General features: G+C 58.7%; 19 protein-coding genes and 1 tRNA gene. 11 read left to right on the forward strand and 9 right to left on the reverse strand.

Going from position 1 to position 16,361, the window contains the following annotated elements:
* Positions 1-81: 81 nt before the first annotated feature.
* From ACWR1S_RS04335 to ACWR1S_RS04370, 8 genes are all read left to right on the forward strand, one after another.
* Positions 82-672 carry a hypothetical protein gene (locus ACWR1S_RS04335; protein ID WP_454562552.1) on the forward strand — a complete coding sequence of 197 codons (591 nt, stop codon included), beginning with the start codon at positions 82-84 and terminating at the stop codon, positions 670-672.
* A gap of 10 nt (positions 673-682) precedes the next feature.
* Complete coding sequence (locus ACWR1S_RS04340) at positions 683-967, forward strand: phage antirepressor KilAC domain-containing protein (protein WP_454562553.1); 285 nt, start codon at positions 683-685, stop codon at positions 965-967.
* A 158-nt stretch (positions 968-1,125) separates the two neighbouring features.
* Positions 1,126-1,443, forward strand: coding sequence for a pyocin activator PrtN family protein (locus tag ACWR1S_RS04345; RefSeq protein WP_454562554.1), 318 nt, complete (start codon positions 1,126-1,128; stop codon positions 1,441-1,443).
* A gap of 58 nt (positions 1,444-1,501) precedes the next feature.
* Positions 1,502-1,921 (forward strand): hypothetical protein, encoded by a 420-nt coding sequence (locus ACWR1S_RS04350; protein WP_454562555.1) that lies wholly within the window; start codon positions 1,502-1,504, stop codon positions 1,919-1,921.
* Positions 1,918-2,526, forward strand: coding sequence for a hypothetical protein (locus ACWR1S_RS04355; protein ID WP_454562556.1), 609 nt, complete (start codon positions 1,918-1,920; stop codon positions 2,524-2,526). The genes ACWR1S_RS04350 and ACWR1S_RS04355 overlap by 4 nt, the downstream gene beginning before the upstream one ends.
* Positions 2,523-4,325: a DNA cytosine methyltransferase gene (locus ACWR1S_RS04360; RefSeq protein WP_454562557.1), complete on the forward strand. Its 1,803-nt coding sequence runs from the start codon at positions 2,523-2,525 to the stop codon at positions 4,323-4,325. The genes ACWR1S_RS04355 and ACWR1S_RS04360 overlap by 4 nt, the downstream gene beginning before the upstream one ends.
* On the forward strand, positions 4,322-4,537 hold the full coding sequence (gene xisR / locus ACWR1S_RS04365) for an excisionase family protein (RefSeq protein WP_085683173.1): 216 nt from the start codon (positions 4,322-4,324) through the stop codon (positions 4,535-4,537). The genes ACWR1S_RS04360 and xisR overlap by 4 nt, the downstream gene beginning before the upstream one ends.
* The gene (locus tag ACWR1S_RS04370) at positions 4,534-5,754 is read left to right on the forward strand and encodes an Arm DNA-binding domain-containing protein (RefSeq protein ID WP_454562558.1); all 1,221 of its coding nucleotides are present in this window, start codon (positions 4,534-4,536) and stop codon (positions 5,752-5,754) included. Before xisR ends, ACWR1S_RS04370 begins: the two co-directional genes overlap by 4 nt.
* 32 nt (positions 5,755-5,786) lie before the next feature.
* Here ACWR1S_RS04370 and ACWR1S_RS04375 read toward each other — a convergent pair whose 3' ends face one another.
* From ACWR1S_RS04375 to dapA, 6 genes are all read right to left on the reverse strand, one after another.
* A complete protein-coding gene (locus ACWR1S_RS04375) occupies positions 5,787-6,530 on the reverse strand; it encodes a hypothetical protein (protein ID WP_454562559.1) in 744 nt (247 codons plus the stop codon).
* Between the two features lie 212 nt (positions 6,531-6,742).
* Positions 6,743-6,832 (reverse strand) — tRNA-Ser (locus ACWR1S_RS04380).
* Between the two features lie 83 nt (positions 6,833-6,915).
* On the reverse strand, positions 6,916-7,629 hold the full coding sequence (gene purC, locus ACWR1S_RS04385; protein WP_008077821.1) for a phosphoribosylaminoimidazolesuccinocarboxamide synthase: 714 nt from the start codon (positions 7,627-7,629) through the stop codon (positions 6,916-6,918).
* Between the two features lie 28 nt (positions 7,630-7,657).
* Positions 7,658-8,419 (reverse strand): MBL fold metallo-hydrolase, encoded by a 762-nt coding sequence (locus ACWR1S_RS04390; RefSeq protein ID WP_007911390.1) that lies wholly within the window; start codon positions 8,417-8,419, stop codon positions 7,658-7,660.
* Positions 8,420-8,425: 6 nt separating this feature from the next.
* Positions 8,426-9,541, reverse strand: coding sequence for an outer membrane protein assembly factor BamC (bamC, locus tag ACWR1S_RS04395; protein WP_034153155.1), 1,116 nt, complete (start codon positions 9,539-9,541; stop codon positions 8,426-8,428).
* A 17-nt stretch (positions 9,542-9,558) separates the two neighbouring features.
* Entirely contained in the window at positions 9,559-10,437 is an 879-nt protein-coding gene (dapA, locus tag ACWR1S_RS04400) for a 4-hydroxy-tetrahydrodipicolinate synthase (protein WP_034153154.1), read from the reverse strand.
* A 330-nt stretch (positions 10,438-10,767) separates the two neighbouring features.
* Here dapA and ACWR1S_RS04405 point away from each other — a divergent pair, with 330 nt between their 5' ends.
* Both ACWR1S_RS04405 and ACWR1S_RS04410 read left to right on the forward strand, forming a co-directional pair.
* Entirely contained in the window at positions 10,768-11,328 is a 561-nt protein-coding gene (locus ACWR1S_RS04405; protein ID WP_454562560.1) for a glycine cleavage system protein R, read from the forward strand.
* A 10-nt stretch (positions 11,329-11,338) separates the two neighbouring features.
* Entirely contained in the window at positions 11,339-11,812 is a 474-nt protein-coding gene (locus ACWR1S_RS04410) for a peroxiredoxin (RefSeq protein ID WP_454562561.1), read from the forward strand.
* A 139-nt stretch (positions 11,813-11,951) separates the two neighbouring features.
* On the opposite strand, the gene ACWR1S_RS04415 is transcribed toward ACWR1S_RS04410, so the two are convergent.
* Entirely contained in the window at positions 11,952-13,022 is a 1,071-nt protein-coding gene (locus ACWR1S_RS04415) for an AI-2E family transporter (RefSeq protein WP_454562562.1), read from the reverse strand.
* A 31-nt stretch (positions 13,023-13,053) separates the two neighbouring features.
* Complete coding sequence (locus ACWR1S_RS04420) at positions 13,054-13,293, reverse strand: sulfurtransferase TusA family protein (protein WP_007911399.1); 240 nt, start codon at positions 13,291-13,293, stop codon at positions 13,054-13,056.
* A 98-nt stretch (positions 13,294-13,391) separates the two neighbouring features.
* Between ACWR1S_RS04420 and ACWR1S_RS04425 the strand changes: the two genes are divergently transcribed.
* Positions 13,392-14,825, forward strand: a complete 1,434-nt coding sequence (locus ACWR1S_RS04425; protein WP_077571528.1) for a M48 family metalloprotease — start codon at positions 13,392-13,394, stop codon at positions 14,823-14,825.
* A gap of 80 nt (positions 14,826-14,905) precedes the next feature.
* Here the strand turns inward: ACWR1S_RS04425 and ACWR1S_RS04430 are convergent, their stop codons facing one another.
* Entirely contained in the window at positions 14,906-16,339 is a 1,434-nt protein-coding gene (locus ACWR1S_RS04430) for a DegQ family serine endoprotease (RefSeq protein ID WP_454562563.1), read from the reverse strand.
* Between the last annotated feature and the right edge of the window lie 22 nt (positions 16,340-16,361).

A 16,361-nucleotide genomic window follows, 5' to 3' on the forward strand; every position in this document is an offset into this window, starting at 1 on the left:
CATGTTTGTTACCAGCAAACCGAAGCAGCAAGCTCGCACCGCACCCACCCCATTCGATCCGAACGGCGGGGGGCACGCGGCATGATCAAGTACAAAATCGACAACCGTACCCTGCAGCTGCTCAACGCCCAGGTCAACCTGACCGAGACCTTCAACCATGTCCTCAGGACAGCGCCCAAACGTGAGTGCCTGGCATTCCGTCTCAAGGTCGAACGCGGCACAACGGAGAGCACCTTCGTCGTCGAGCTGGGCAGCGAACGCCACACGCTGACTCTGCAGAACGACAAGAAAACGCACCTCAAGCTGGCCGACTTCATCGAAGAAATCGCCAATGGCCCGTTCGACGCGAGCAACACCAGCGACCTGGTGCACCGCCCGCACGCCAGCCGCGAATTTGGCCGCTTCGAAGTCTCGGACAAGCAACGCGTGTTCGAGCTGGTACGCACCGGCGGCGTGCTGAGCCTAGACATGGGCTTCGACTACCCCCTACAGGTCGCGCTGCACCGCACGCAATCGCGCTCGGGCGTCACCACCATCCTGAGCATCGGAAACAAAAGCCCGCACACCCGCTGCTTCACCGCCTACGGCACCGATGTCGAGATCTACGGCAAGGTCACCGAGTCCATCAACCACCTCGCTGCAGCGGCCACCCCAGCCGCGCACGCGGCATGAGGAGGACGCCATGGAACGCAACCTCGCCCAAGCCGCAACCCAACTCGGCCTCACCCGGCCAAAGCTCATCGCTCGCATGCGGGAAAAAGGCCTGCTGAACGAGAGGAACCTACCGGCCTACCCCAACCGCGACCGCGATTACCTGCGCATCAAGGACGGCCAGTGGTACCACGAGCAGCTCGGCATGCAGTACAGCCAGTCGACCAGGGTGAAACAGCCCGGCATCCGCTGGCTAGCCGAACAGCTGGGCATCGACCTGCCTGCCATCCCGGCAGACAACCGTGACGTGGCCTAGGGAATACGCCCGCCAGATCATCGCCATGCGGACACGAGAGGAGCGCAACGCCGCGCTCCTTGAAGTGCCCGAACATCTGCGCGAGCTGACCAAACGGCACTGCCTGAACGCCTGGAATCACCCAGGCAGAAAACAACGCAAGGAGGCCCAACAAAGCCATGAGTAACACAGCACAAAACCCGCTCCGCCTGCTCCCCGCCCCGGAGTCAGCCACCGTCGAATTGCTCTACCGCATCTTCGGCGACGTCCTGATTCCGCTGGACAAAGTGCGCGAGCAGTACTTCCGCAACCTCAACGAGCAATCGTTCGTGGCCGAGATCAGCAGCGGCCGCATCCAGCTTCCCATCACCACGCTGGACACCAGCCGCAAAGCACCGAAGTACGCCCACATCCGGCACGTCGCCTCACTGATCGACATCCGCGCCTACAAGGCCGACGAAGACATGCAGCGACAGCAGGACGACACCAACGAGTAACACCGACTAACCAAACAGCTGCCACCACCAGCCAATGACATCACCAGGAGCACACCACATGACTGCAGTTCAGATCTGCGCACTCATCACCCTTATCACCTTGGCTGGATTACTAGTCTGGGCCGGTTACTTCATGGGACACGGCGACGGCATGTCCGCCGGCAGGAAAGAAAGCGACAACACCCTGCGCGCTGAAAGTGCCAAGACCATTCGCGAGTTGAGGGCCTCTCTCGACTTTATCAAGGCTGACCACGCCCACTTGGCGCAATTCAGCAAACGCCTTCAGCAAGCATTGAAGCTTGGTGAAACCGAACGCCAGACGTTGCTCGACATCGCTGAAAAGCTCCGCATTGCCGCCGACACGTTCGCAGCCTTTCGCACAGGGAAGGCACTCGAGCGCGAAACCCGCGCCTTGCGCGATCAAGCGCTCGCCATCGCAGCCCTGCTTGATCCAGCCAATCAGGAGAGCGCCGCATGAGCCAGATCGGCCCTCAATCCAACAACCACCGCAACCCGGCTCACGCCTCAACAGCGGTTGATGAACCAACGCGCATTCGAACCTCGGAGAAAAGCGGCATGCGAAAGGACCAGCACAACACCCAATTCACGACCGCTTTGCTCCGCAAGAAAACCAGCGTCGACACACTAGAAACAAACAGCCTCTGCTGCGCAGCAGCAGGCATTATCGCTCCCTCCAGCAGCACCACCGAGGCGCTTATACCCCACGAAAAGCTGCGCGAGGCAGCCACACCCAATGCAACGCTAATCGCTCAGAATCGCCCGCCCGCGCAGCCTGCTGTGGGGTATACGCACCCTGACAGCAACTCTGAAAGCCCATCACAAAAAGCCGTCGACGGGATGCAGATCGACGAACGCGTTGAGTTCGAGAAAGAGTTCCCAGTCCCCGAAGGCCTGCAGTACTGCACTCAACGAGGCACGTACATCACCGCACCAGGTGCGAAGACATCCGATTCGTTCGCCCGTGAGCATTACGCGTACCGGGCCGGCTTCGCCGCATGGAAGCGCAGAGCATGGAAGCACGCCGCACTCGTTGGCCAGCAAACCAAAGGAGTTCGCCCGTGATCAAGCGCACTCTCAAGCACTTTCACATGTGCTGCGGCCTGGGCGGCGGAGCCAAGGGATTCAATCGGGCCAAGCCTATCGTCGGGCACATACAAGCCGAGTGGCAGTGCATCGGTGGCGTGGACGTAGATCCGGCAGGCCTACGCGACTTCCAGCGCCTTTCTGGTGTGCCTGGCACACTGATGGATCTGTTCACCCGCGACCAATACACACGGTTCCACGGTAAAGAGCCACCAGCCGGCTGGACTGAGGCGAGCGCCGACGATCTGCGCCGCGCCGCCAGCAACGAACGTCCAGATGCCGTGTTTATTTCCAGCCCCTGCAAGGGCGCTTCGGGCTTGCTGTCGGAAACAATGAGCCTGACGCCGAAGTACCAGGCCCTGAACGAGCTGACGTTGCGATGCATCTGGCTGATGTGTGAGGCGTGGAAGGACGACCCGGTGTCGTTGATCGTCTTCGAGAACGTTCCTCGCCTTGCCACCCGTGGCCGCCACCTGCTCGACCAGATCAACAAACTGCTGAACCACTACGGATACGCAGTCGCCGAAACCACGCACGACTGCGGCGTCATTGGCGGACTGGCCCAGAGCCGCAAGCGCTTCCTGCTGGTCGCCCGCCACATCGAAAAAGTGCCGCCGTTCCTGTACGAACCGGAAAAGAAGACGCTGAAGTCGGTCGGCTCGATCCTCGGTCGCATGCCGCTGGCCGGCGATGTCGAAGCCGCGGGCCCGATGCACCGAGTGCCGGCGTTGCAATGGAAAACGTGGGTTCGCCTCGCCCTAGTCACCGCCGGCAAGGATTGGCGCAGCCTGAATGACTTGGCGATCGAGGATGGTTACCTGCGTGACCTGGTGATCGTGCCGAAATACCGCGCCGGCTATCTCGGTGTGCATGAATGGCAGGACACCGCCGGAACCGTTGCCGGGCGAAGCAGCCCAACGAACGGCGCGTTCTCGGTAGCAGATCCGCGCGCCAAGGCAGGCGCCCTGCAATATCAGCAGTACGGCGTGCGCCGTTGGGACGAAACGAGCGGCGCGGTAATCGGCGTCAAATCGCCCGGGCAAGGGACGTTCAGCGTTGCTGATCCTCGCCGGCCTGGTGATGGCTTTGGCAAGTATCTGGTAACGCCGTTCGACAATGCCGCAGGAACGGTCATCGCCGGCAGCACCACGGGGCAAGGCGCTTTTGCGGTTCAGGATCCTCGGTATCACAACTGGCACCCAAGAGCGAGCAGCCGGAAGCTTAGCGTTTGCCCTTGGGATAAAACTGCTGGGACTGTCACAGGATCGCAGCAGGTAGCCAGTGGGGCATTGTCGATCGCAGACCCGCGCCCAGGCATGAAGCGCACGAAGGGCGACGCGTACCTGACTGGCGGTCACTACGGCGTCGTCGGCTGGAACGAGCAATGCGGCGCCGTATCGGCCAGCGCAAAGCAGGACAACGGTCGTTGGTCTGTGGCGGATCCCCGCATGCCGGAAGCCAATGACCGTCTGACCTGCGTTATCGAAAGCCTCGACGGCACCTGGCACCGACCATTCACCACGCTGGAGCTGGCTGCGCTGCAAAGTTTGGTCGAACCGGAAGAGCAGTTCGAGCTGGACGGCCTGAGCGATCAGGCATGGCGCGAGCGGATCGGCAACGCGGTACCGCCGGCAGCCGCCGAAGCAATCGCCCATGTGATGGGCACCACCCTACTGCTGGCCGAAGCCGGCGAAACCTTCATGCTGAGCAACATGCCGGTGTGGGTGCGCCCTGTTGCAGTGGGATTGAGCGTGAGTCAGAGGGAGGAGGCAGCATGAGCGCTGCAGAGAAAATTGATTTTCAAATCACACCAGGCGCTTGGTTCCGCCAAGACCTGCTTTATCCAGTGTTCGGACTCAGCACAGAAGCTGTCCGCAAGTATCGTTCTCGCGGTCTGTGGCTGGAGGGCAAACACTACCGTACCGACCCCGCCAATGTGCTGGTTTACAACAAGGAAGCAATTGAAAAGTGGATGGCAGGTCAACCATGAGTGACAAGATGCCCACAGGTGTCGAGATGAACGGCAAACAGCTGCGCATCTGGTTCATCTTCAATGGCCAGCGATGCCGGGAACCACTTGAGGGGATCTCGAAGGTTAACAAAGCTGCGATTGCCTATGCCGACAACAAACGTCGCACAATCCTTGCAGAGATCAAAGAGGGCCGCTTTGACTATGCGGCCCACTTCCCCAACTCTCCCAGGGCAGCAATGTTCACCGGGACTGGCGGACCGTCTCTCAAGCGCACCGTGAAGGAAGGTATCGACCGATGGTTGGAGGTTCAGCGCGCACTCAAAGCATCAAGTACCGTTGTTAACTACGTCAGCAAGGCCAAGCACGTCGAAAACAAATTCGGCAAACGCCGAATCGTGGACATCAGCAAGAGCGATATAGAACTGTTTCAAGCGCAACTGCTGAAGCAAGGCCTGGCCCCAAAGACAGTAAACGACATCTTCACCGTCGTCCGAGGCGTCTGGGCTGACGCCTTCGGAGACGGCATCTTGAAAGCCAACCCACTGGACCGAATCAGCAACGTCGGTTCGGACGTCGACCTCGAGCACGCCGATCCCTTCAGTCGCACCGAGATTGATTTGATCGGCAAAGCGGATCCGGAACGACGACCCGATACCAGGATGATTGAGTTCAACTGCTGGGCCGGACTATCGCTATCCGAACTCATCGCACTCGCTGTTGAGGACATCGACCTTGATGCCGGCTTGGTGCATGTCCGACGCGCGCTAGTCGTAGGCGAGTTCAAAGTCCCGAAAGAACGCTCCCGGGTGAGAGTCGTCGAGCTGATAGACCCTGCACTGGAACTGATGCGAGAGATCGTTGCGGCGGCCAGGGAAGCACCCGCCGAAGAGATCACCGTTATTCAGCGCGACAACATCACGTCGAAGAGGATGAAAGTCAGGTTTCTTTTCCGCAGCTCTACCAGCGGCTTGATGTGGAGCGGCAAGACACTGAGCAACTGGTTTACAGCTCACCTGAAAAAGGCAGAAGTGCGACACCGAGGCGCCAACCAGTGCCGCCACACGTTCGCCAGTCAAATGCTTTCAAGCTATGTACCGGTCGAATGGGTGGCCAAACAACTTGGACATGCCGACACTACAATGGTGCGAAAGCACTACGGTAGATGGATACCAAAAGACACCAAGAGCATGGCGGGAATTGTTTCCAAAATGCTTGGATTTAGAGTGGATGAGTAAGGCTGCGAAAGACCACAACTTGCATATATTTTTCAGCCCGCCTCGAAATTTTGATACTCCATCCAATCCAATGCCGCCTCGAAAAACTCAGTGACCCTCAATAAGAGTGCAGCCATATACAGATCCATTTCTTTTTCATATGCAAAATACGCAGTTACATCTTGGATGTTTGATGTGATTTGAGTCGCGTAGTCTGCATTCGGATTGACAGGCTGCGCACCATACTCATCGGCAAGCAGCCTGATCTTATCCGTCAGCACAAGCCAATTAAGGGCATGCTGTGGGGATAAGCCAACAGCCAGGCTGAGAGCATGCTGGAAATCCTGGTAACGAGAGTGTCCAGTCTGCATTGCAAATTTGAGTTGAAGAAACGCAGCATCACCGTCAAGAGTATCGAGAGTTGATTTAAGCTTCGAACGCTTGAGGACGATTAAATCGAGTGAGCTGAGAGACCTCTCATGACCAAATATGCTTGCCTTATCGTATGCATCGACTACAGACGCAACCAGCAAATTCAAAACCCGCAAGGTTTCAACCTTTTTGCGGTGACTCGGCAACAGCTCAATAATCACATAGAACACATATGCAGATATGAGTCCGACAAGCAGATCGCTGGTGACGCTGATCGTTGCGTCTGCACATAGAAATGCGGCAATAGCCCCGCCTTCCAGAAACGGCAACAAGGGCAACCTAAGATTTACCAAGCAAAGTAGTGCGAACACCAACACTACAGCCACCAACAGCCAACGCTCTCGTGCTTCCTGCCAAATCCACATACATAACTCCCTGATACCCCGAAATGTCGCGTGCGCCCTCGCCAGTTGCGTAAGCCCCAACGTCACCCCTCCGGAATTGGCTAGGGCTTACAAGGGCTTGGAGCGTCCTCACGATGCCATTTTTTGCCCTAAAAATGCCCTAACCGAAAGCCCAGAAACGAAAAAGCCCCCGTAATCAGCAATGACTACGGGGGCTTCGTCTTATTCAATAATGGCGGAGAGATAGGGATTCGAACCCTAGGTACCGGTGAAGGTACAACGGATTTCGAATCCGTCCCATTCGGCCACTCTGGCATCTCTCCAACGGCGCGCATCATAACAACACTTTTACCGAAAGCAAACCCTCTTTCGAAAATTTCTTCGTGCTATCAGATGCTTGCGTCGATTAAAGCGGTACGCCCAGACGATTGGCGACTTCTTCGTAGGCTTCGATGACGTCACCGAGGCCCTGACGGAAGCGGTCTTTGTCCATCTTCTTCTTGGTGTCCTTGTCCCACAGACGGCAGCCGTCCGGGCTGAACTCGTCGCCGAGGACGATCGAGCCGTCGCTGAACACGCCGAATTCAAGCTTGAAGTCGACCAGCAGCAGGCCGGCGTCGTCGAACAGTTTGGTCAGGACTTCATTGACCTTGAGCGACAGTTCTTTCATGCGAACCAGTTGCTCGGCGGTGCCCCAGCCAAATGCCACGACGTGGGATTCGTTGATGAACGGGTCGCCCTTGGCGTCGTCCTTCAGGAACAGTTCGAAGGTGTAAGGGTTGAGCTTCAGGCCTTCTTCCACGCCCAGACGCTTGACCAGGCTGCCGGCGGCGTAGTTACGCACGACGCACTCGACCGGGATCATGTCGAGCTTCTTCACCAGGACTTCGTTGTCGGCCAGCAGTTTGTCGAATTGGGTCGGGATGCCGGCCGCTTCGAGTTTCTGCATGATGAAGGCGTTGAACTTGTTGTTGACCATGCCTTTGCGGTCGAGCTGCTCGATGCGCTTGCCGTCGAACGCCGAGGTGTCGTTGCGAAACAGCAGGATCAAGCGGTCAGCGTCGTCGGTCTTGTAAACCGATTTGGCTTTGCCGCGGTAGAGTTCTTCACGTTTTTCCATGATGGGCTCCGCTTGCTAAGTAGGTGGGCTAGGCGATGTGGCGCCAGTCGAGCCCTGAATCTTGATCGGCCAGTTGCAGCCAGTCCGGGTCGCACCCGAGGGTGTCGACAAAACATTGCCGGGCCAGCTGCGGCAGGTTGTTCTTGCTGCTCAGATGGGCCAGAACCAGGTGTTGCAAGCCCTGCCAGCCCAACTCGGACACCAGGAAAGCCGCCTGATGGTTGTTCAAATGTCCCAGCTCGCCGCCCACCCGCTGCTTGAGAAAGTACGGGTAATGACCACGGGCCAGCATGTCGCGACAATGGTTGGACTCGATCATCAACGCATCGAGGTCCCGATAACCGTCCAGCACCCGCTCGCAGTAGGAGCCCAGGTCGGTCAGCAGGCCGAAGCGCCGCTGCTCGTGATCACTGAAGACATACTGGGTCGGTTCCTGCGCATCATGGGCCACGGCAATGACCCCGATGTTCAGTGCACCGATCTGCAGTTGCTCGCCGCCGGCCAGAAAGCCTGCGGGCTCGATCGGTTTGCGCATCCCGCGCAGTGTGCCGCGACTGAGGTAGACCGGTAGATTGTAGCGCCGAGACAGCAAACCCACGCCATGCACGTGGTCGGCATGTTCGTGGGTCACGAGTATCGCGCTCAGTTGCGCCGGGTTTACACCCAGGCGCAACAGGCGTTTTTCGGTTTCCCGCAGGGAAAAACCACAATCCACCAGCACATACGTATCAGCACTGGCGATCAGCGTGCCGTTCCCTTGGCTACCGCTGCCGAGAACGGCAAAACGCATGGTTGATCAGCCCAGGTTGTCCTGAATCACGCTCAACACTTTGCGTGCCACTTCAGCCGGCGCGACGGTGTTGATGTTTTTCTCGACGGTCACCTGAATGTTCTCGCCAACCTTGCTCAGGCGAACCTGATAACGCTCGGCACGGGCTTCAACTTCTTCCTTGCTTGGCGCACTGCCGAACAGGCTGCTGAAGAAACCAGGCTTGTCGTCTTTCTTCTCGGCTTTTTCGGCCAGGTTGATGTAGTACAGGCCGAGGCTGCGGTTGATGTCTTCAACGCGCCATTCGCCCTGTTCCAGTGCACGGCCAACGCTCGACCAGGCACGGTCCAGATCGGTACCGACGTTCAACACCGGGTTACCGCTGCCGTCTTCGCTGAGGCTGACACGGCTTGGCGTATCGAAATCACGCGAGGCCAGCATCGACACCGAACCGCCCTTCTCGGAAATCCGGCTCATGCTCGCGAGCATGTCGTCGACCAGTGCTGCGTCCAGGCCAGTGTTGACCGAACGGTTGGTGAAGGCCACGTCAGCAGTGCTGCCGGCAGGTCGCTCGGCGCTGACCACGTAGATTTCACTGGTATTGCGCTGCACACCCGGCTCGATACGTACGCGCACGCGGGTTTCGCTGTCACTGGCGATGCCGGCTGCGCTCAGGCGCTTGGCCATGGACGCGGACAGTTCATCGGAATGCTGCCAAGTGGTGGTGAATTCGCCGGTTTGCGGGCGCTGTTCATCCAGACGGAAACCGTTGTCCTGGAAGAACTGCACCGCCACTGGCCAGACTTCGGCCGGTGGGTGCTGGGCCACGACCCAACGCGAATCACCGCTCTTCTGCAGCGAGTAATCGCTGGCATCGGCAACGGCCGACAGCGGCTGAGGACGCGGCACAATGTATTCGCCCTTGGCGGTGTCATCAGCCACGTTACGCGGGATCGGCAACAGCGGATCCAGACGTTTGGAAGTGCTGACTTCCGGCGGCAGTTGCATCGGTGCAGTCTGTTGCGCTTGCAGGTAATCGCTACCACGGTCGCGGAAATAACCTTCCGGCCCCCAGACCCATCCGCAGCCGCTGGTGCTGGAGATAATCAAGGCAAGTGCGGAAAGTCCGGCCATTCGCTTCATGCGTTGTACTTCCTCAATTAAACCAGGACGCTGCACTGGCGCAGGGCCGAGCGAAGCGTTTCGTGACAAGGTGTGCTCAGCCAGGTCAGTGGCAGGCGGATGCCTTCGTGCATCAGGCCCATTTCAACCAGAGCCCACTTCACCGGAATCGGGTTGGCTTCGATGAACAGGTCTTTGTGCAGTGGCATCAGTTTTTCGTTGATCGCCCGTGCGGTGTCGGCGTCGCCTTTGAGCGCAGCCTCGCACAGATCGGCCATTTCGCGTGGCGCGACGTTGGCGGTCACCGAGATGTTGCCTTTGCCGCCCAGCAGAATCAGTTCAACGGCGGTCGGATCATCGCCGGACAGCACGATGAAATCCTTGCTCACACCATCGATGATCGCTTTGGCGCGTTTCAGATCGCCAGTGGCTTCCTTGATACCGATGATGTTCGGCACGGTGGACAGGCGAATCACGGTCTCGGCCTGCATATCGCAAGAGGTGCGGCCAGGAACGTTGTAGAGAATCTGTGGAATGTCGACCGCTTCAGCGATGTACTTGAAGTGCTGATACAAACCTTCCTGAGTCGGCTTGTTGTAGTACGGCACGACCAGCAGGCAGGCATCGGCGCCGGCTTCCTTGGCGTTGCGGGTCAGTTCGACGGCTTCGCGGGTCGAGTTGGCGCCAGTGCCGGCGATGACCGGGATGCGCCCGGCAACCTGTTTGACCACGGCTTTGATGACGGCGATGTGTTCTTCTACATCAAGGGTTGCCGACTCGCCGGTAGTACCGACCGCGACAATGGCATGGGTGCCGTTCTTGAGATGGAAGTCCACGAGTTTGCTGAGGCTGTCCCAGTCAAGACGCCCTTGTGCATCCATGGGAGTGACCAGTGCCACCATACTGCCCGCAATCATGAAACCGCTCCTGCCGGAAAAAGAGAGCGGTAATGGTACTGGCGCCAAGATGCTTGCACAAGCGAAGTACTGCGCTGCCGCCATTCCCCTTGGCGTCGCTTTTCGCTACCCTTCAGACTTTGATCGGTACTGATCAGCTTGTACGCCGGGTTCCAGCCTCCCTTTTCGGCCTCCCAGACCCCGTTCCTGCGTCGCATCGACGCGCTCCCGCTATAGTGGAGCGAGCCGCGAGCGCTTGCCGGGTCTTTTAGTACGGACGGCCACAACAGGCACTCCCCGGCAGCCAACGCCCGTTAACCTACCGACCGCTCATCGCTTTAGGAATGCTGCATGTCCACCCCCACAGTTCGCGAACAATTCCTTGTCATCAGTGCCCTCGGCGCCAACCCCATGGAGCTGACTAACGTCCTGTGCCGCGCCAGCCATGAAAATCGCTGCGCCGTGGTCACCTCGCGCCTGACTCGCCACGGCGAGTGCAGTGCGCTGATCCTTGAGGTCTCCGGTAGTTGGGACGCCCTTGCGCGCCTGGAAGGCAGTCTGCCGGGCCTGTCCAAGAAACACGCTTTCACCGTCAATGTAGTGCGCAGTGCGCCGCTGGAAAATCGTCCGCAGGCCCTGCCGTACGTGGCGTATGTCAGCTCGGCGTATCGCCCGGACATCATCAATGAGCTGTGCCAGTTCTTCATGGATCACAACGTCGAGCTGGAAAACCTGACCTGCGACACTTATCAGGCGCCACAGACCGGCGGCACCATGCTCAACGCCACGTTCACCGTGACCCTGCCGGCCGGCACCCAGATCAGCTGGTTGCGCGATCAGTTCCTCGACTTCTCTGATGCGATGAACCTGGATGCACTGATCGAGCCTTGGCGCCCACAGAACCCAATGTAAGGAAGCTTTCATGGCCGTTGTCATCGACCAACCGGTTGCCGATTTCGCAGCACCTGCCACCAGCGGGCAGACCGTCAGCCTGTCAGCCCTGAAGGGCAAGCAAGTGGTGATCTATTTTTACCCGAAGGACAGCACGCCGGGCTGCACCACCGAAGGCCAGGGCTTTCGTGATCAATACGCGGCTTTCAAGGCTGCCAACACGGAAATCTTCGGCATCTCCCGCGACAGCCTGAAGTCCCACGAGAACTTCAAGGGCAAGCAGGAGTTTCCGTTCGAGCTGATCAGCGACAAGGACGAAGCCGTCTGCCAATTGTTCGACGTGATCAAGTTGAAGAAGCTGTATGGCAAGGAATACCTGGGCGTTGATCGCAGCACCTTCCTGATTGATAAGGACGGTGTGCTGCGGCAGGAATGGCGTGGTGTGAAGGTGCCGGGGCATGTGGATGCGGTGCTGGCTGCTGCTCAGGATCTGAATAAAGCCTGATGGTTTTGCGTCGCCCTCATTGACGCTTTCGCGAGCAAGCTCGCTCCCACATTGGATCTGTGGTGCTCACAAGTCCAATGTGGGAGCGAGCTTGCTCGCGAATGGGCCCTAAGTGTCACCAAACAATCTGGATCAATCGCTACAGTAGTGGTGCCACCGCTGGTTCCTGGCGCGGCCACGCATCCAGCACAGCCTTGAACAGCGTCGCCAGCGGAATCGCGAAGAACACCCCCCAGAATCCCCACAACCCGCCAAACAACAGCACCGCGCAGATAATTGCGACCGGGTGCAGGTTGACCGCTTCCGAGAACAGCAACGGCACCAGCACGTTGCCATCCAGCGTCTGGATGATCCCGTACACCGCCATCAAATAGATGAACTGATCACTCCAGCCCCACTGAAACAGCGCAATCAGCAACACCGGCACGGTTACCACCACCGCGCCAACATACGGCACCACCACCGAAATCCCGACCAGCAACGCCAGCAGCGCCGCGTAATTGAGCCCGAGCGCGACGAAAGCGATGTAGGTCACGCCACCACAAATCACGATCTCGATGACCTTGCCGCGAATGTAGTTGGCAATCTGCCGGTTCATTTCCTGCGCAACCCGGGTGATCAATGCACGCTCACGCGGCAAGTAGCCACGCACCCATTCGCCGATCATGACCCGATCCTTGAGAAAGAAGAACACCAGAATCGGCACCAGCACCAGATAAATCATGATGTTCACCAGCAGCGGCAGACTCGACAGTGAGAATGTCAGCGCCCACTGGCCGAACTTGCCGATCTCGCCACGCGCCGCCTCGATCGCCTGCAACACCTGCTCATCGGACACCAGATGCGGATAACGCTCCGGCAGCAATAACAGCAGCGATTGCCATTTGGCGAGCATGCCCGGCAGCTCGTTGAATAACGTGATCAACTGATGCCAGAGCAACGGCAGCACCACGACGATAAACAGCATCAGCACGCCCATGAACAGCGCAAACACCAACCCTACCGCCACGCCACCCGGCACGCGCAAGCGCTCGAGTGTGACCACCAGCCCTTGCATCAAATACGCCAGCACCATCCCCGCCAACACCGGCGCAAGCATGCCGCCGAGGGTGAGCACGGCCGTGAAGGCGAGAAACAACAGCACCGCCAGTACCACCGCTTCTTCGTCGGAGAAATAGCGCTGAATCCAGTCGCGTAACACTTTGAACATCAATAATCCTTAGGTCTTTTACGCTGTGGGTTCAGGCCTTTTTCAACCAGTAACGGTAGACGCCTGCTTCGTCTTCTTCGCGAAGCAGCGTATGACCGGCCAATTTGGCAAAGGTGCGAAAGTCGCGCTGTGAGCCCGCGTCGGTAGCGATCACCTTGAGAACGGCGCCACTCTGGAGTTTGTTGAGTTCCATTTTTGCCTTGAGCAACGGCAACGGACAATTCAGGCCACTGGCGTCCAGTTCCACGTCATGGGCTACAGCGTCAGTCATTGCGTCACTCCGGTTCAGGTCGTCGAGCTGCCTAGAATATCTGGTCGCAGCTCCGGTGTCCGGCTACAGTAAGGTCTTTGTCTTCTAAGGCTTTGTGCATGACTTTTCTGCGCCCTACCCTGCTGACGCTCGCTTGCCTGCTCGCCTCACCAGGCTTTGCCGACGATCTGCCGTCACTCGGCGACGCCAGTTCTGCCATTGTCTCGCCGCAACAGGAATACCAGCTCGGCCGCGCCTGGCTGGCGATGTTGCGCAGCCAGGTTTCACAACTCAACGATCCGCAGCTCAAGGACTACGTCGAATCCAGCGTGTACAAACTGGTGGAGACCAGCCAGGTCACTGACCGGCGCCTTGAATTCATTCTGATCAACAGCCCGCAGCTCAACGCCTTCGCGGCGCCAGGTGGCGTGGTCGGGGTCAACGGTGGTTTGTTCCTCAACGCGCAGACGGAAGGTGAATACGCCTCGGTTCTCGCCCACGAATTGGCGCACTTGTCGCAACGCCACTTTGCCCGTGGCGTCGAAGCTTCACAGCGGATGCAGGTGCCGATGATGGCTGCGCTGCTGGCCGGCATCGTCATTGCGGCGGCCGGTGGCGGCGATGCCGGCATTGCGACCATCGCCGGCACTCAAGCGGCAGCGATTCAGTCGCAACGGACCTTCTCCCGCCAGAACGAACAGGAAGCCGACCGCATCGGCATTCTCAATCTGGAGAAAGCCGGGTATGACCCGCGCTCGATGCCGACCATGTTCGAACGCTTGATGCGCCAGTATCGCTTCGACGCCAAACCGCCGGAATTCCTGCTGACTCACCCGGTGACCGAATCGCGTATTGCCGACACCCGCAACCGTGCCGAACAAGCCAAACCGGGCGGCATCGAAGACTCCAAGCGCTATCAGTTGATTCGTGCCCGCGTGCAATTGATCTACGAAGAAACCCCGGGCCTGGGCGCCAAGCGTTTCCGCGCGCAACTGGATGAAAACCCGCAGAACGACGTGGCGCGCTACGGTCTGGCGATTGCGCAGATCAAGGGTGGTCAGTTGAATGAGGCACGCGAGAATCTCAAGCAATTGCTGGCAACATCGCCTAACGAAATCATCTACAACCTCGCCCAGGTTGATCTGGATATCACCAATAATCGTTTGCCGGATGCGCAATCAAGGGTTGACCGGATGCTCACGCAATATCCGGGCAACTATCCACTGAATCAGGTTCGCGTGGATCTGCTACTGAAACAGAATCGCGCGCCGGATGCCGAGAAGGCCCTGGAAGCGTTACTCAAATCACGCCCGGATGATCCAGACGTCTGGTATCAGGTCGCCGAGACCCGTGGCTTGTCCGGCAACATCATTGGCCTGCATCAGGCGCGCGCAGAGTACTTCGCACTGGTCGGCGATTACCGTCAGGCGATCCAGCAGCTCGACTTTGCCAAGCGCAAGGCTGGCAGCAACTTCCCGCTGTCTTCACGCATCGACGCCCGCCAGCGTGAGCTGATGGAACAAGAGCGCATGATCAAGGACATGATGGGCTGATCGTTACCCGCCGGGACAAAAGCTTCAGGCATAAAAAACCGCCTCTCTCGAGGCGGTTTCTTTTTTACCTTTGCGCTGGGTTATTCAGCCAGTTTGAAGGTGATGAAGCTGGCGCGACCTTGACGCAGAACGCGCATCGACACCGAACGATTCTTCGGCAGCGCTTTGGCGATCTCGCCGAACTCCTTGGTGGAGCCAATGGCTTGATTGTTCAGGTGCGTGATCACGTCACCTGGCTGCAGACCGATCAGGGCCGCAGGACCGTCCTGCACTTCCTTGATCACCACACCACCTTTGAGGTCGTAGGTTTTCTTCTGCTCGGCGGTCAGCTCACCCACGGCAACACCGAGACGGTTGCTGGTGGTTTCAGCGCCGGACTTCGGCAGCGCATCCAGTTCTTTGTCTTCGTCCGGGATGGCGCCAACGGTCAGCTCGACGTTCTTGCGCTTGCCTTCACGAATCACTTCCAGATTGGCTTTGGCGCCAGCTTTCAGCGCACCGACCAGATGCGGCAGGTCAGCAGACATGACGATCGGCTGACCATTCATGCTCAGAATCACGTCGCCAACTTGCAGGCCGCCCCTCGCTGCCGGGCCGTCATCCTGAATCTGTGCAACCAGCGCGCCGGCCGGTTTTTCCAGACCGAACGACTCGGCCAGATCCTTGTTCACTTCCTGGATGACCACGCCCAACCAGCCACGGCTGACCTTGCCACCGCTCTTCAGCTGATTGGAAACGTCCATCGCCACGTCGATCGGGATCGCGAACGACACACCCATGAAGCCGCCGGAGCGGGTGTAGATCTGCGAGTTGATGCCGACCACTTCACCGTTCAGGTTGAATAGCGGACCACCGGAGTTGCCCGGGTTGATCGGCACGTCAGTCTGGATGAACGGCACATAGTTTTCGTTCGGCAGGCTACGGCCGACGGCACTGACGATGCCTTGGGTCACGGTGTGGTCGAAGCCGAACGGCGAACCGATAGCGACGACCCACTGCCCGGCTTTCAGGTCCTGGGATTTGCCGAGCTTCAATACCGGCAGATCCTTGCCTTCGATTTTCAGCAAGGCCACGTCGGAACGCGGGTCGGTGCCGATCAGCTTGGCTTTCATTTCGCTGCGATCAGCCAGACGCACGAGGATCTCGTCAGCATCAGCGATCACATGGTTGTTGGTCAGGATGTAGCCATCCGGAGAGATGATGAAGCCCGAGCCCAGCGACTGCGCTTCTCGCTGACGACCACCACCGCCCGGCGAACGCTGTTGAGGCGGCATGCCTCGCTCGAAGAACTCGCGCAGCATCGGCGGCAGGCCTTCCAGATCAGGCATCTGCTGGTTCACTTTGCGATCGGGCAGTTTCTGCGTGGTACTGATGTTCACCACGGCTGGCGACGCCTGTTCGACCAATTGGGTGAAGTCAGGCAGATCCGCCGCTTGTGCAGCAGGGACTACCTGACCGAGCAGCAGCACGGTGGCGAAAATGGACAGATAAGATTTCAAACTTGGTATCGACATACAGCTCCCGTTACGACGAGCA

Source organism: Pseudomonas sp. AIG, from assembly GCF_977020205.1.

Coding starts and splice junctions, on each gene's coding strand:
- ACWR1S_RS04430 (WP_454562563.1), bottom strand. CDS start 16,339: ATGTCGATACCAAGTTTGAAATCTTATCTGTCCATTTTCGCCACCGTG.
- ACWR1S_RS04340 (WP_454562553.1), top strand. CDS start 683: ATGGAACGCAACCTCGCCCAAGCCGCAACCCAACTCGGCCTCACCCGG.
- ACWR1S_RS04375 (WP_454562559.1), bottom strand. CDS start 6,530: ATGTGGATTTGGCAGGAAGCACGAGAGCGTTGGCTGTTGGTGGCTGTA.
- ACWR1S_RS04410 (WP_454562561.1), top strand. CDS start 11,339: ATGGCCGTTGTCATCGACCAACCGGTTGCCGATTTCGCAGCACCTGCC.
- ACWR1S_RS04350 (WP_454562555.1), top strand. CDS start 1,502: ATGACTGCAGTTCAGATCTGCGCACTCATCACCCTTATCACCTTGGCT.
- ACWR1S_RS04345 (WP_454562554.1), top strand. CDS start 1,126: ATGAGTAACACAGCACAAAACCCGCTCCGCCTGCTCCCCGCCCCGGAG.
- bamC (WP_034153155.1), bottom strand. CDS start 9,541: ATGAAGCGAATGGCCGGACTTTCCGCACTTGCCTTGATTATCTCCAGC.
- ACWR1S_RS04370 (WP_454562558.1), top strand. CDS start 4,534: ATGAGTGACAAGATGCCCACAGGTGTCGAGATGAACGGCAAACAGCTG.
- purC (WP_008077821.1), bottom strand. CDS start 7,629: ATGGAAAAACGTGAAGAACTCTACCGCGGCAAAGCCAAATCGGTTTAC.
- ACWR1S_RS04390 (WP_007911390.1), bottom strand. CDS start 8,419: ATGCGTTTTGCCGTTCTCGGCAGCGGTAGCCAAGGGAACGGCACGCTG.
- ACWR1S_RS04355 (WP_454562556.1), top strand. CDS start 1,918: ATGAGCCAGATCGGCCCTCAATCCAACAACCACCGCAACCCGGCTCAC.
- ACWR1S_RS04425 (WP_077571528.1), top strand. CDS start 13,392: ATGACTTTTCTGCGCCCTACCCTGCTGACGCTCGCTTGCCTGCTCGCC.
- dapA (WP_034153154.1), bottom strand. CDS start 10,437: ATGATTGCGGGCAGTATGGTGGCACTGGTCACTCCCATGGATGCACAA.
- ACWR1S_RS04405 (WP_454562560.1), top strand. CDS start 10,768: ATGTCCACCCCCACAGTTCGCGAACAATTCCTTGTCATCAGTGCCCTC.
- xisR (WP_085683173.1), top strand. CDS start 4,322: ATGAGCGCTGCAGAGAAAATTGATTTTCAAATCACACCAGGCGCTTGG.
- ACWR1S_RS04415 (WP_454562562.1), bottom strand. CDS start 13,022: ATGTTCAAAGTGTTACGCGACTGGATTCAGCGCTATTTCTCCGACGAA.
- ACWR1S_RS04335 (WP_454562552.1), top strand. CDS start 82: ATGATCAAGTACAAAATCGACAACCGTACCCTGCAGCTGCTCAACGCC.
- ACWR1S_RS04420 (WP_007911399.1), bottom strand. CDS start 13,293: ATGACTGACGCTGTAGCCCATGACGTGGAACTGGACGCCAGTGGCCTG.